This window comes from Thermoanaerobaculia bacterium (genome assembly GCA_018057705.1).
Lineage (GTDB): Bacteria > Acidobacteriota > Thermoanaerobaculia > Multivoradales > JAGPDF01 > JAGPDF01.
This window is the reverse complement of record JAGPDF010000096.1, coordinates 1-14,314: the sequence shown is the minus strand read 5'-3', so window position 1 is coordinate 14,314 and position 14,314 is coordinate 1. Positions and strand designations below refer to the sequence as shown.

The following is a 14,314-nucleotide window of genomic DNA, read 5'->3' as shown; positions in this document are numbered from 1 at the left end:
GCGCTCGACCTCGACGCCGATTTCGGACGCGCCCGCCAGAGCCTGGCGATCCTCCTGGCCGATTCGGGCCGGCTCGACCTCGCCGAGGCCGAGTTCCGGGAGCTCGTGACGCGTCAACCGCTCGACCCTGCCGCACGGCTCAACTTCGCCACCTTCCTCTTCGCGCGCGAGCGCTACGCCGACGCCGAACGCGAGCTCGACCGGGCGCTCGACCTGGCGCCCGACTACTGGAGGGCGCAGCTCGCCCGCGCCACGCTCCTGCTGGCCACCGGGCGCGGCGCCGCGGCGCGCGAGCTCGCCGCCCGCATCGCCGGGCAGTGTCCCGATCCCCGTCTGGCGGCGCAGGCCAGCCGTCTCGCAGAGGCGCCGTGATGCGTCACCCCGCTCGCCTGCTGGGACTCGCCTGCTGCGCCGTCGCGCTCCTCTCCGGCTGCCATCGCGGCGCCGACGAGGCGAACTCCGCGGCTGCCACCATGCGCGGCGAGATCCCCTTCGCCGCCGTGGAGCAGTGGCTCCATGCGCGCGGCGGCGCGGCCACAGCGGCGCGCGGCGAGGAGCTCCTCGCGAGCTTCGAAGAGGGCGCCCGCCTGCTCGCCCTCGAGGCGCTGCTCGTCCCCGCCGACGAGCGCGAGCTCGAGCGCGCCATCGCCGGGCTCGGGCAAACCGGTGAGAAGCTCCGGCACCGGGCGGTCGTCGAGCTCTACCGCTCGACGCGCTCGAGCGCCATCGCCGTTCCGACCGAGGCCGAGGTGGCTGCCGCCTTCGCGGCCGATCCCGACCGCTTCCACCGCCCGGCCCAGCGCTTCGTCTGGCACCTCCTGCTGCGCGTCGAACGCGGCGCCGATCCGGAACCGGTCCTCGAGCTGGCGCGGGCGCTCAAGCGCGAAATCGAAGCCGGCGCCAGCTTCTCTGCCATCGCCCGCGAGCACTCGCGCTCGGAGACCCGGGCGCTCGGCGGACGGCTCGGTTCGATCACCCAGGGGCGCCTGCCCGCCGCCGTCGAGAAGATCGTTTTCGCCCTGGGCGAAGGCGAAGTCAGCGAACCGGTGCGCAGCAAGGACGGCGTCCTCCTCTTTCAGGTGAGCGACATCATTCCCGAGAAGCGGTTCGAGCTCGCCGACGTCCGCGGCCTGCTGGCGCGCGAGCTGTTCATGGAACGCCGCCGCCAGACGTTGCGCGAGATCGCCGGACAGGAGGCCCTGCCGGACGGCTCCAAGCTTCTCGATTCCGAAGCGCTGCGACGCGCCGTCGCGCTGGGCGAGGCCGAAGTGGTGCTGCGGGTCGGCGACCTCGAATGGACGGTCGGCGAGCTGCGCGAGGAGATCGCCGCTCGCCGCGCCGCCGACCCGACAGCGCGGAGCTTCGCCGAAGAGGCCGACCTCGTCTACGGCGACTGGGCCGACTCCGAGCGCATCTACCGTCTCGCCGAACGCGACGGATTCAGCACCCAACACGCCGCCGGGATCGCGGCGCGCCAACGCGCGGCGCTCGGCACCGAGATCGCCCGCCGGGAGGTCGACGCGCGCATCGAAAAGCTCGCCGCCGGCCGGCGTGCCGACCTCGAGCGTTACTACGAGGACAACCGCTTCCTCTACCAGACGCCGCTGCGCATGCGCCTGCGGATGCTCTCGGTGCCGCTCGGGGACGATCCCGGCGCCCGGCTGGTGCGTCTCGAAGCGGCCCAAGCCGAGCTCCAGAGCGGCCGCGCGACGCTCGAGTCGCTGGCGCTCGAGCTCGGCGGCATCGTTCAGGACGCCGGCTGGTCGAGCGCCCGCGACCTCGAACTGTTCGAGCCCAAGATCCGCTACCTGCTCGTCGACATGCCGTCCGCCGGCTACACCGTGCCGTTTCAGTTCAACCAGCGGATCTCGATCGTCCAGGTGATGGAGCGCGTCGATCCGATGGTGCGACCCTACGCCGAGGTCGCTGCCGACGTGTTGCGCGATTTCGTGGCGCGAAACCGTCAGGCGCTCTATCGCGAAGTCCAGGACCAGGCGCTGCGTGACGGCCGCTTCCGCTTCCACGAACCGGCCGTGCGGCTGCGCCTCGGCCTGCCTGCTCGCGCCGGCGCGCCATGAGCGCGGCCGGAGAGAGCTCCCGCCGCTCCCTGCGCGCTACCGGCGCGCCGGCGGAATCGGCGCACTGGGCCGTGGCTCTCGTCTGTTTCGGCCTCTCGGGAGCCTCGGCGCTCCTCTTCCAGACCGCCTGGACGCAGCAGCTGGGCCTCATCTTCGGCGCCTCGGAGCTCGCGGTGATCTCCGTTCTGGCCGCGTTCATGGCCGGGCTCGCCCTCGGCTCCCACTTCGGCGGCCGCTGGGCGTCCGGGGTCCGCCGGCCACTGCTCGCCTACGGGCTGGTCGAAGCGGCGATCGCCGGCTTCGCACTGCTGCTGCCGATGCTCCTGCGCGGGGCGGCGTGGGCGCAGCGGCGCTTCTTCACCACCGAGGGCTTCGACCTCGACGCCGGCCTGGGTGCGCTCACCAGCTTCCACCTCGCCGGGGCGGCTCTCCTCCTCCTGCCTCCGACGTTTCTCATGGGGGCTTCGCTGCCGCTCCTGGTGCGCTCCGCCGTGCGCCGGGAGTCGGCTCTCGGCCGCCGCGTCGGCGCGCTGTATGCGTCGAACACCCTCGGCGCGGCGCTCGGCGCGCTGCTCACCGGCTTCGTGCTGTTGCCACGCCTCGGGCTCGGGCGCGCGATCTACGTCGGCGTCGGACTGAACCTCGCCGTCGCCTTGCTTGCCGTGCTCGCGTCGCTCAGGGCCAGGGTCGCGGCGACGCCGCGAGCGCCGGTGGCGCCCGTGGCGCCGATGGTTCCGATACCGCCGCCGGCACCCGACGACCTCGACGCGGCCAGTCTCGCCTCCGCCCCCGGCCCACGCTGGCCACTCGCGGTCGCCGCCCTCACCGGCGGGCTGGCGCTCTCGCTGGAGCTGCTCTGGACCCGTCTCCTCACCTTCGCGCTCGGCGGCAGCGTCTACTCCTTCGCCGCGATGCTCGCGACCTTCCTGCTCGCCATCGCCCTCGGCACGGCGCTCGCGACGCGCTTCGCGCGAAGCGCTGCGCAGGCGGCACAGGCTCTCTCCTGGTTCCTCCTGGTGGCGGGCATCGCGACGCCCCTGGCGCTCGCCGCCGCCGATCGCCTGCCGCGGATCCTCGAGGCGCTTTCGGACCGCGCCGATCCGCTCCTTCTCGCGACGCTGCTCGGCGCCGCCCTGATGTTCCCCGGAGCGCTCGCCTTCGGGGCCTGCTTCCCGATGGCGGTGCGCGCTGCGGCGCAGGATGCGCGCACGGCGGCGGCCTCGACCGGGGCGGTGCTCGCGGCCAACACCGCCGGCGCGGTGGTGGGGGTCGTCGCCACCGGCCTCGTGCTCCTTCCGCAACTCGGCTTCCACGGACTGTCCGCGGTCGTCTCGGCGCTCGCGCTGGGCGCCGCCCTCGTTCTCGCCGTCGCGCTGCGACCGCGGGAGCGCTCCACCCGGCTCGTCGCCGGCGCGGTCGTCCTGGCCGGAGGCGCCCTGCTCCTCGCGCCTCCCGCGACGCCCTGGAATCTGCTGCGCATGTCTCCCACGGCCGTCCTCGCAGCCCGCGCGGTGCTCGCAGCCAGCGCGCCGCTCGCGCCGAGCGCTCCGACAGGGGAGACTACCGGGGGAAAATCCGCGGGCCGCGTGCGCTCGCGGCTGGCGGTCTTCGGACCGGTGGTCTTCGCGGGCATCGGACGCTCGGCGACGGTGCTGCTGCATCGCGAGGGCCTCGAGTGGCGCATGACCTCGAACGGCCTTCCGGAGTCGGCGGTGCAGCCGCGTGGCGGGCGGGTCGCCCGCTACGCCGTCGCCCGCTGGCTCACGCTCCTGCCCACGGCGTTGCGCCCCGGGATCGACCGGCTGCTCGTCATCGGGCTCGGCGCGGGGCACTCCGTCGAAGCCTTGCCGGCGTCGATCGCAGGCATCGACGTGGTCGAGCTCGAACCTGAGATCGTGCGCGCGAATCGCGCGGTCGCGCCCCTCCGGCGGAGCGACCCGCTCGCCGATCCCCGCGTGGCGCTGCACCTGGGAGACGGACGCAGCGCCCTCGCCCTGCATCGCGAGCTCTTCGACGCCATCGTCTCGCAACCGTCGCATCCCTGGACGGCGGGCTCCGCGAGCCTGTTCACCCAGGAGTTCTTCTCGCTGGTGCACGGCCGACTGAAGCCCGGCGGGATCTTCGTGCAGTGGATCGGCCTCGATTTCGTCGATGTCGCGCTGCTGCGCTCGCTCGTCGCCACCCTGCGTTCGGTCTTCCCCTTCGTCGAGTGCTATCGGCCGCATCCTGGCGGCGCCGTGCTCTTCGTCGCCTCGGACCGGGAGCTCGCCGACCTCGCGACGGCGCGACGCGCGATCGCACGCGACGCCGCCGCCTGGAGCGACGTGGGGGTCCTCTCCGCCGAGGATCTGGCGCTCGCCAGGATCCTCGACGACAACGGCTCCCGCCGTTTCGCCGCCGGCGCCGAGCCGACTCGCGACCTGCGCAACCTCCTGCAGACGCGATCGCCGCGCATCCTCGGCCAGTCTCGCGGACCGGAGGAGCTCGAGGCGGCGCTCTCGCCTTACGACGCACTGCGGGACCTGCCGCGCGACCTCGATGGCGCGTACCTCGTCCGGCGGCTCCTCGAACAGGGCGCCCCGGCACGGGCCCTGCGCCTCGCGACCGAGCTTCGGGACGACGAAGCCCGTCGCTCGGCGTTCGGGTGGCTCGATGCGTACGGCTACGCGCCTGCGGACTCCGGCGCGGCCGGCGGCGCCGCCGCAGCGCCGCCGGCGGCGGCGAGCCCCGAAGCTCTCGCCATGCGGCTCCTGGCACTGCGCGCCGCAGCGCGATCCGAGGCCGCTCGCGGAACGACCCACGACGCCGGCCGCGTCCAGCCTACCGGCGAGTTGGCCGACTGGGTCGCGCGCGATCCGGCCGCCGACGCACTCGTCGAAGCCTGGCACGCGCTCACGGCGAGCGACGAGGTGCGGTGGAGCGAGCTCGACCCCCGGCTGGCCGCGATCGACCCGCGTCACCCGCTGCGCGAGGCGGCGACCCGGGCCCGCATCGCCTGGCGCCTGCAGAGCGGCGACCCGCTGGCGGCCGCAGCGGCGCTGCCGATGCTCGACGCTCTCCTTGCGCGCAAGAGCGTTCCGATCGATCTGGCACTGCGTGCCACTCTCGGCCTCGCCGCCCGGGACCGCTGGACGGGCTTCGCCGCGCTCGACGAGCTCGCGAGGATGCTCGCCGACGAGAGCCCCCAACGCGGCGCGAGGATCCGCGAGGCCCGGCGTCTGCTCCGCGACCTCGCCGCCGCGCCGCCCGCCCTCGACGACCAGGAAAAGCAGGCGGAAGAGATCCTCGAAGCAGCGCTCGCCGAACTTCAACCCGAGATCGGCAAGTCCGGCCCCCCCAAACCCTGAGCCCCGGCCTCGGCTCCGCCCCCTCTCCACCAAGAATTGGGGACAGTCCCTGATTACGGCAAACCGCTGAGCGCGCAGGACTTAGGAGAATTGGGGACTGTCCCCAATTGCTGCGACGGCTTCCGGTCTCTCAACCGTCGGTGAGCTTGTAGCCGAGGCCGTGGATGGTGAGAAGGTGGCGGGGTTCGCGGGGGTCGGGCTCGATCTTCTTGCGCAGTTTTGCAACGTGCATGTCGACCGTGCGGGTCAAGGGGGCACCCCGGGTCTCCCAGACGGCGTCGAGCAGGCTCTCGCGGCTGACGACTTCGCCCCGCCGGCTGGCGAAGAAGGCGAGCAGGCGGAACTCGCGCGCCGAGAGCTCGACGGGGAGGCCTTTGCCGCCGCCGGCCTCGCCCGGACTCCGCCGGAACGCCTCGTGGCGCTGGAGGTCGACGGTGAGATCGCCGATCGTGAGCGGCCCGGCCGCACGGCGCGGGCCCGTTCCGCCGCCGCCGTTCCCGGTGCGCCGCAGCAGCGCCTCGCTGCGCGCGATGAGCTCCATGAAACCGAACGGCTTGGCGACGTAGTCGTCGGCGCCGGTGCGCAAGCCGACGACCTTGTCGATCTCCTGGCCGCGCGCCGTGAGCATGATGATCGGAACGGCGTTGCCCTTCGCGCGGAGCTCGCGGCAGACATCGAGTCCGGTCATGCGCGGCAGCATGACGTCGAGGATCATCAGGTCCGGTGGATCGCCCTGCGCAGCGCGCAGACCCGCTTCACCGTCGCGCGCGGCGCGCACGCAGTAGCCTTCGGAAGCGAAGCCGTCGCGCAGCGCGACCGACATCGCTTCGTCGTCCTCGACGATGAGTACGGTGGTCATCGGTCAGGCCTCGGAGGGGTGCGACGGGGACGCGGAGCGATGGACGTTCACGGTGGCCGCTTCGACCGCCCGCACGACGACGGTATCGGAGGGATAGGCCGACTCAGCGGAGTCCGCGGCATCGGCGAGGGCGGCGGCAGTGTCGGCGAACGGCAGCAGGATGCGGAACCGGCTCCCCTCTCCCGGCCGGCTCTCGACTTCGATGCGGCCGCCGTGTGCCTCGACGATGTGACGAACGATGGCGAGCCCGAGACCGCTCCCCTTGACGTCGTGGACGAGGCCGGTCGAGACGCGGTGGAAACGGTCGAAGATCTTCGCCTGCTCGTCCTTCGGAATGCCGACACCGTGGTCGGCAACCGTGACCACCGCGAGGTCGCCCTCGCGCTCCAGGCTGACGTCGATGTCGCGCGCGTCGCCCGAGTACTTCACCGCGTTGTCGAGGAGGTTGGCGAGCGACTGGCCGATCGCCGAGCTGTCGAGGGCGATGGCGGGGAGCGGCGTCGCCGACGGCTGCCAGCCGAGACGGAAGCCGGCCTGCTCGAGGCTCGGGCGGAAGGTGCGCAGGGTCTCGCGCACGACCTCCTCCAGGTCGGCCGGAACCAGCTCGTAGCTCTTGCGGCCCGATTCGATGCGTGCGAGATCGAGGATGTTGTTGATCAGCTGGGTGAGCCGCCGGCTCTCGGTTTCGATGTACTCGCCATAGACGCGCACCTTCTCCGGCGTCTCTGCCTTGCCGAGGCGCAGCAGCTCGCCGAAAACGCGGATCGAAGCGAGCGGCGTGCGCAGCTCGTGGGAGACGTTGGAGACGAAGTCACTCTTCATCTGGGAAAGGCGCATGGCCCTCGAGGCGGCACGCAGCGCGAAGAGGACGCCGCCGGCGACGACAGCCGTGAGCAGCACCGAGAGCGCCAGATTGATGGCGAAGTTGCGCCGCGCCCAGCCGGCCGGGGTGTAGTGGCGGCTGTGGATGCCCAGCTCCCAGTCGCGGAAGACGAAGGTCAGGTGGCGGGTGGCCTCCGGCGCGCGTGCTGGCGGCGCGGCGGGCGCCGTGTCGAAGCAGAGCTCGCGTCCGCCGCCGTCGCGGCCGGAGACCACCGGCAGCGCCTGCTTCTCGCCCTGGAAGCGCGACAGCGCGTCGCGCACCGCGCCGGAGAGGACGACCTTCTCGAAATGCGCGGCATCGACGAGGAGACCGGCCAGACCGACGATCTTCCCGGCGTCGTCGGTGATCGGGTTCAGGATCAGGCGGTGGCGGGGATCGCGTTCCTCGACCTGGAGCGTCGGCTGGTCGAGCTGCCCCCCCTTGTAGGCGAGGATCTTCCAAGGCGCGATCGCCATGTAGACGGCGCGCTCTTCGGTCGGAGCCGGAACCGCCGGCTCGACGCTGCCGGGGTCGTAGAAGATCGGCCAGCCCGCCTTCTCGCCCGCGTAGGCGACGACGAAGAGCCGCGCGGCGCCGGTCAGGTCCTTCTTCTTGAAGTAGTACGGCGCCTTGTGAAATCGGTCGGGCGCGAAGACCGTCGCCGGGAGGTTGAGGACGCGCTCGCCCAGCGACCGATAGTGCACCTCGACGCCGGCCGCCACCGCCTCGAGAAGGTTGTCGAGCGTGGCGCGATGGGCGTCGGCCGAGGCGCGCTCGAGGCGCTCGAGCCAGAGGTACTGGAGACCGAGGAGCGCCACGAGCGGCACCAGTGCCGCCGCGAAGACGGCCCAACTGTGCCACCGCCTCATGCCACCGATGCGCCGGATGCCGCTGATCACATCGCCTTTAGACCACACGTCCAGGGGATACGGAAGAGTGCCGGTCGAGGTTTTACGAAAGTTTGACGAAACCTCACAGTGTTTTACCGCTTCGAGACGTCGTTTACAGACCTGCGGCGTAAGTTCCCTCCGTGGGCGCCAAAGTGATCCAACCTACCCCGGAGACTCCGGCGTACGGCGCCCAACGCCAGGAACCGGGAGAGAACCGGAGCTGAAGATGACGAACCTCAAGAAGTGGACCGCCGTCGCCGTCACCCTGCTGCTCGCCCCTGCCAGCCTCGCTCTTGCCGGAGGTAAGGAGTGCGCCGAGAAGCACACCCAGGCGAGCTACGACGAAATGGCGAAGAAGTACGCCAAGCACGGCTATCTCGGCATCGAGACCGAGAAGAACGCCGCCGGCGTCTACGCGATCTCGAAGATCGCCCCGGGCAGCCCGGCCGAGAAGGCGGGCTTCCAGAAGGGCGACGTCCTCGTGGCTCTGAACGGCGCGCGCTTCGGCGACGACAACAAGGAAGCGGTGAAGAAGGCCAAGTCGGCCCTCGGACCGGGCAAGGCCGCGACCTACACGGTGCAGCGTGCCGGCAGCGAGAAGCAGCTCACGGCAACCCTGTCGGAAGTGCCGCGCGAGGTCCTCGCGCAGTGGGTCGGCGAGCACGTCGTCTCCCACACCCCGGTTCAGGTGGCGACCAACTGACCGGCTGAGCTCCCCTCCGCAGGAGACTCCCCACAGCATCTGGCCGAACGGGCCGGCGGCGTCCTCGCATGCGCCGCCGGCCCTTTCGCCGTCGGCTCGCGTCCGAAAATCGTGACAGTTACCGATTTTCGGCTCCCCATCGCCTCACGCCCCGGCTCCAGTGCCGGGTGCTGAAAATAGGTAACTGTCACCATTCTCCCTGAGCTTCCGCTTCGCCAGGGGCGCTCTGGCGCTCGGGATTCAAAGTGGGCGACCACGCCTCAAATAGGAGCCCGCTTTGGATCCCGAGTGCCGGAGCGCCCGCCACCGCCGACGCGCTGAACCGCCCTGTCAGGATCCGGCGCCCGATGGCGTGGGAGAGAGAAGGGAGGGTTGCGGCCATGGGGGATCGGATGCGGCGGGCGGGATCGGGATGGGCGGCGGTGGCGGGGCTCGTCGGCCTCGGGTGGGTCGCCGGTGCGCCGGCCGGAGCGGCCGAGTTGCGCGTCGGAACGGGCACCGGCTGCGTCTACGCGACGATCGCGGACGCGGTGGCTCAGGCGGTCGCGAACGGCACTGCGAGTGATCTCATCATGGTGCGAACCAACCCGACCCAGACGATCGCGGCGCCGATCACCATCGATCTCAACGTCGCCGGGTCGGTAGAGATCGTCGGCGGCTTCGGGACCTGCACCGACCCGCTGCCGATTGCCCACCAACGTACGACGGTCTCGCTCCCCTCCTCCAGCGCTTTCATCATCCACAACGCCGGCGCCTCGACCCGCACGTTCACGCTGCAGCAGGTCGCGCTCATCGCCAGCGCCGGCAGCGGCCGGCTGGTCGACGTCTCCGGGCGGGTGCTCGTCAACGTCGACGATGCGCTGCTCTCGGGCGGCAAGGGGACGGACGGCGGCAACATCCGCATGGCCGGTCCCAACGTGACGCTCTTCATCACCGGCGGCGCGAAGATCTACAGCGGCGACGCGACCGGGAACGGTGGCGGCGTCCACTGCAGCGGCGGCGGCACGGTCCTCCTCGACGACGGCAGCATCACCGACAACGATGCCGACGTCGCGGGCGGCGGCGTCTACCTCGACGACTGCAGCATGAACGTCTTCGCCGGCGGCGGCTCCGTCGGCTGTCCCGGAGGCCTCAATCTCGGCATCGTCTGCAACCAGGCGGGCCCGGGCACCCTCATCGGCTCCGGCGGCGGCGTCTACGCTACGAACGGCGCGGTGGTGAACTTTTTCGGCAGCGCGACCGAGAGGGCCGCCCTGACGCTCAACCGGGCGGACTACGGCGGCGGTCTCTTCGCCACCGGCGCGGCGACGGACATCGAGTTCCGGGACGCCGACATCCTGGAGAATCTCGGCCTCCGCGGCGGCGGCGGCGTCTTCGTCGACAACGGCGCGCAACTCCTCATCCGCTCGACGATCGCCAACTGCGAGAGCCCTGGCGGCTGCTCGCGGGTGATGAACAACGGCACGGCCGCGGCGACCGGAGGAAGCTCTCCGGGAGGCGGCATCCACGTCACCGGCGGTGGCGACGCCAAGATCCGCCGCACGACCTTCTTCGCCAACTACTCGCCCGGCTCGGGCTCCGCCGTCGCGGTCGAAGGCGCCGGCTCGACGGTCCTGTTCGAGGGCGACCTTTTCTACGCGAATCTCGGCTATCCGGTCCTGGCCTTTGGCGGCGGCAATGTGACCGCGGCGTTCGTCACCGCCTGGGCCAACAACGTGGGTTCGAGTGGAACGTTCATTGCCCACGACGCGGGATCGAACATAGCGGTCTTCTCGTCCGTGATGCTCGATGACGCAACCTTCAGCCCACCTACCGGCGGCGCCACCTTGTTCGGTGACTGCATCGTCACGCGCTCGCTCGCCAACTTCCCCGTTCCACCGGATCCCGGGAGCTTCGAGGTCGTGGCCTCGGCGGAGGCGGTCCTCGCGGCGCCGACGAGCGGCAGCCCTCGCCTGCGGCCGGACTCTCCTGCGATCGACTACTGCGACACCTTCCGCTACACGCCCGTCGACACCGACTTCCACGGCGAGGCGCGCGGCAGCGACGCGACAGCGGTTCCCAACGGACCCTTCGGGACCTACGACCTCGGCGCCGACGAGTGGAACAGTGTTTTCGTCGGGAATTTCGAGATCGGCAACTGCAGCCTCTGGTCGTCCGACACCGGCGGCTGCTAGGGCTGCCCGGGTCTCGCCGGGGACACACAGAAGGGCCTCTCGGGGACACACAAACGGGACACACAAATTTGTGTGTCCCATTTGTGTGTCCCATTTGTGTGTCCCCGAGCCTTCTTGCAGGCCCACGCTCGGGAGAGCTCAGGCCAGTGGTACTCTCCCCGCGATATTTCCGGGCACTGACGAACGCCGCGGGCGACTCCTCGCCGGCGGACGCTTCGCGCCCACTCGAGGAGAGCCGAGATGATCACGATTGCCGCGCTGTGGATGCCGATCGTCGTCGCCGGTTTCGCCGTCTTCTTCGTCAGCTCGATCCTGCACATGGTGCTCAAGTACCACGCCGCCGACTACAAGAAGATCCCGAACGAGGCGGAGGCGCTCGCCGGCCTCGCCAAGGCCGCCCTGCCGCCCGGCTACTACATGTTCCCCGCCTGCGAGTCGATGAAAGAGATGGGCACGCCCGAAGGTATCGAGAAGTTCCGCCGCGGACCGGTCGGGACGCTCACCCTGCTTCCCAACGCCCCGATGGCCATGGGGAAGACTCTGGGCCAGTGGTTCGTCTACTGCCTGGTGGTGAGCTTCTTCCTCGCCTACCTCGCCGGGCGGACGCTCGCGCCCGGCATCGACTACCTCATCGTCTTCCGCTTCGTCGGCACGGCGGCCTTCCTCGCTTACGGCGTGGGCAACATCGTCAACTCGATCTGGATGGGCGTGCCGTGGAGCAACACCCTGCGCGCGGTCTTCGACGGTCTGGTCTACGCCCTCGTCACCGGCGGCTGCTTCGGCTGGCTCTGGCCGCGGTAGCGCGCCCGGAAGACTCGCCTCAGATCCCGCCGACCACGTTCGACCAGCGGCAACTGCTGCCGCTCTCGAACTCGAAGTCGTCGAGGAAGATCTCGGGAAGGATGCCCATGTAGAAGCGATCCCACTGCACGGTGAACGCCGGCTCGCCAGCGGTCTGGGGGTAGGTTTCCGCGAAGAACAGGACGGACTGAGTCGCGCCGTCGATCGCGACCTCGCCGGCGATGCGGCTCCAGGAGGGAGCGGTGCCGCCAAAGACGGGGGAACTGAAACCGATCGGCGCCGAGCAGGCGGTATCCGAGAAAAGCTGCAGGTAGACGCGAGAATAGAGGGTCGCCGTCGTCCTGTACATGCCGGCGAGGTGAATCAGCGGAGTCACCACCGGGTCGATGAGAGTGCACTGCTGCGAAGTGATCCAGAAGGCCTGGTCCCCTCCGCCGGAAAGCCCGGAGGAGGCATCGATGGCACCGGAGGTCGTGCAGCTGCCGGAGTCGGCGCCGAGCACCATGCTGCCGGTCTGGACCGTCCACAGGTCGAGCCCCCCCGGACCGTCGAAGTCGGGGTTGGCGAGGAGATTCTGGGCCAGGGCCGGGCCGCCCGCACAGCAGAAGAGGAGGACTGCGAGCAGAGCGCGCGGCGTCGAAATCGCAGTCTTGGGCGTGGTCACGGGGTTTGCCTCTCCTGGAGTCGGCGCAGACTAACCCAGGTCGGGCGCCCGACGGAGAGGCAAATCTCGCAGCCCGCGAGGCAGACGAAGAAGCGGTGACAGTTTTCCAGCCGGGATAGAGCGCCGCGGTCGACTGGGCAGGAGGTCCGGTGGCGACGGCGCCGCCAGTGCGAGCGAGCCTAGTCGACGATCGACGACCAGTGGCAGGCGCTGCCGCTCTCGAACTCGAAGTCGTCGAGGAAGATCTCGGGGGCGAGGCCGAGGTAGAAGCGGTCCCATTGCACCGTGAACACCGGCGCTCCGAGAATCGCGACGTTGTTGTCGGCCATCAGCCGGACAGCCACGGTGCCGCTCGCGATCTCGAGGGTGCCCGCGATCCTGTTCCACTCGGGGGAGGAATCCCCCGCGATCATGCCGGTGAAGCCAATCCCGGTCGAACAGTCGCTGTCCGAGAAGCGCTGCAGGTAGATGCGCGCGAAGACGTTTCCCGTCGTCCGGTACATTCCGGCGAGGAACATCTCCGGATTCGCACCCGGATCGACGAGGATGCACTGTTGCGAGCTCATCCAGAAGTACTGCTCGCCGCCGGAGATCCCGGAGAGTCCATCGACGACTCCGGAGGTCGTGCAGCTCCCCGAGTCGTCCCCGAGCACCGTGCTGCCGCTATGGGTCGTCCAGCCGTCGAGCCCGGCGGGCGAGTCGAAATCTGGATTCGTCAGAAGATTCTGCGCCGGGGCCGTCCGGGCGGACGCGGCCAGCGCGAGGATTGCAATGGCGAGGCAGATCTTTCCCTGCGACATCAAAGTCTCTCCTTTGTTCGTGGTTCAGCGGCCCACTCGGCCCTCCGGAGGTGACGCTCCTGCCGCTCCGCCATTGCGAGCGCAGGGCGCCGGACCCTCTCCAGCGGGCTCGGCAGCTACGGAGGAATCAAACGCTGTCGCCGAAAAAAAGTTTCGCCGGACAGCCCGGGATCCTCAGCTAGAACGTGTTCCGCTTCGCCGGCGGCTCGGGACGGTCACGAACGTTCCGTTCTGTTCGCCGCCGCAGCGATAGCCACACAGGAAACCGCCGGCCGCGACCGAGTAGTCGAGGCAGAAAACGTTCGGCGCCAGGGCTGCCGGCACCGGGTCGGCGAGCCAGTAGTGGCCGAAGAAAACCGGTGGCGCGGCCTCCGGATAGGGGCGTGCCTCGGCGACGACCTTGGCCGGAAGGGGCGCCGGCGACAGATGCGGAAAGTGCGGCAGGGTGTAGCTCGAGATGGACTGGCCGGCGGTCGGCGCGTACCAGCGCACCCGCGCCAGGTGGCGCACGTTACCGTCCTTGTCGACCAGCGAATCGCCCGCGGGCAGGGCGATCTCCTTGCCCTTGAGGACGATCTCGAGCGCCGCGAAGAGCAGCGACTGGGGGTTCGATCCTTCGATGAGGAAGGGGTCGGCGAGGCCCCCGTGCCGGGCGAGAGCCTCTTCGATGACCTCGAAGGCGACTTCGTCCCAGCAGGCGTGGACGACCCGCAGGTCGCCCGCGCCGCCCGGGCTCTTCAGCTCGAGCGCGATCGGCAACGCGCGCAGGAAGTCGAGATGACTCGCGAGCTCGGCAGCAGGGACCTGCGCGAGCGTCGCCGCGACCTGCTGCACGTTCCGCTCGACGTGCCGTCGCAGGAACTCGCCCGGCAGATCGGGATCGGGCGAGTGGAACGCGAAGGCGTTCCACTCATGGTTGCCGAGCACCGCCCGAGCCGATCCCGACTCGAGCATCTCGCGCACCAGGCGCAGCGTCTCGCGGATCTCGGGACCGCGGTCGAGGAAGTCGCCGACGAAGACCGCCAGGCGCTCCGGATGCCGCCAGGCGCCGTCGCGGCGCGCGTAGCCCATCCGGCGCAGCAGTTCCGCGAGCTCGGCCGCGTGGCCATGAATGTCGCCGATGAGGTCGTACATGA

Annotated in this window: 11 protein-coding genes; 6 read left to right on the top strand and 5 right to left on the bottom strand. The window is 70.4% G+C overall.

Annotated elements, in window-relative coordinates; translation table 11 throughout:
- The 3 genes from KBI44_19390 to KBI44_19380 form a co-directional block, all read left to right on the top strand.
- The coding region (locus tag KBI44_19390; protein MBP9146650.1) for a tetratricopeptide repeat protein at positions 1-372 on the top strand (372 nt) is incomplete at its 5' end.
- The gene (locus KBI44_19385; protein ID MBP9146649.1) at positions 372-2,078 is read left to right on the top strand and encodes a peptidyl-prolyl cis-trans isomerase; all 1,707 of its coding nucleotides are present in this window, start codon (positions 372-374) and stop codon (positions 2,076-2,078) included. The genes KBI44_19390 and KBI44_19385, both read left to right, overlap by 1 nt.
- The gene (locus KBI44_19380) at positions 2,075-5,425 is read left to right on the top strand and encodes a fused MFS/spermidine synthase (GenBank protein ID MBP9146648.1); all 3,351 of its coding nucleotides are present in this window, start codon (positions 2,075-2,077) and stop codon (positions 5,423-5,425) included. Before KBI44_19385 ends, KBI44_19380 begins: the two co-directional genes overlap by 4 nt.
- Before the next feature lie 130 nt (positions 5,426-5,555).
- Here KBI44_19380 and KBI44_19375 read toward each other — a convergent pair whose 3' ends face one another.
- Both KBI44_19375 and KBI44_19370 read right to left on the bottom strand, forming a co-directional pair.
- Entirely contained in the window at positions 5,556-6,284 is a 729-nt protein-coding gene (locus tag KBI44_19375; GenBank protein ID MBP9146647.1) for a response regulator transcription factor, read from the bottom strand.
- A gap of 3 nt (positions 6,285-6,287) precedes the next feature.
- The gene (locus KBI44_19370) at positions 6,288-8,015 is read right to left on the bottom strand and encodes a HAMP domain-containing histidine kinase (protein ID MBP9146646.1); all 1,728 of its coding nucleotides are present in this window, start codon (positions 8,013-8,015) and stop codon (positions 6,288-6,290) included.
- A gap of 247 nt (positions 8,016-8,262) precedes the next feature.
- Between KBI44_19370 and KBI44_19365 the strand changes: the two genes are divergently transcribed.
- The 3 genes from KBI44_19365 (at position 8,263) to KBI44_19355 (ending at position 11,714) form a co-directional block, all read left to right on the top strand.
- Positions 8,263-8,739: a PDZ domain-containing protein gene (locus KBI44_19365; protein MBP9146645.1), complete on the top strand. Its 477-nt coding sequence runs from the start codon at positions 8,263-8,265 to the stop codon at positions 8,737-8,739.
- A gap of 347 nt (positions 8,740-9,086) precedes the next feature.
- The gene (locus KBI44_19360; GenBank protein ID MBP9146644.1) at positions 9,087-10,913 is read left to right on the top strand and encodes a hypothetical protein; all 1,827 of its coding nucleotides are present in this window, start codon (positions 9,087-9,089) and stop codon (positions 10,911-10,913) included.
- Between the two features lie 240 nt (positions 10,914-11,153).
- Positions 11,154-11,714, top strand: coding sequence for a hypothetical protein (locus KBI44_19355; GenBank protein ID MBP9146643.1), 561 nt, complete (start codon positions 11,154-11,156; stop codon positions 11,712-11,714).
- A 19-nt stretch (positions 11,715-11,733) separates the two neighbouring features.
- Here KBI44_19355 and KBI44_19350 read toward each other — a convergent pair whose 3' ends face one another.
- From KBI44_19350 to KBI44_19340, 3 genes are all read right to left on the bottom strand, one after another.
- Entirely contained in the window at positions 11,734-12,378 is a 645-nt protein-coding gene (locus KBI44_19350; GenBank protein MBP9146642.1) for a hypothetical protein, read from the bottom strand.
- 179 nt (positions 12,379-12,557) lie between these two features.
- On the bottom strand, positions 12,558-13,178 hold the full coding sequence (locus tag KBI44_19345) for a hypothetical protein (GenBank protein ID MBP9146641.1): 621 nt from the start codon (positions 13,176-13,178) through the stop codon (positions 12,558-12,560).
- 174 nt (positions 13,179-13,352) lie between these two features.
- Positions 13,353-14,314: metallophosphoesterase (locus tag KBI44_19340; protein MBP9146640.1), on the bottom strand; the 962-nt coding region annotated here is incomplete at its 5' end.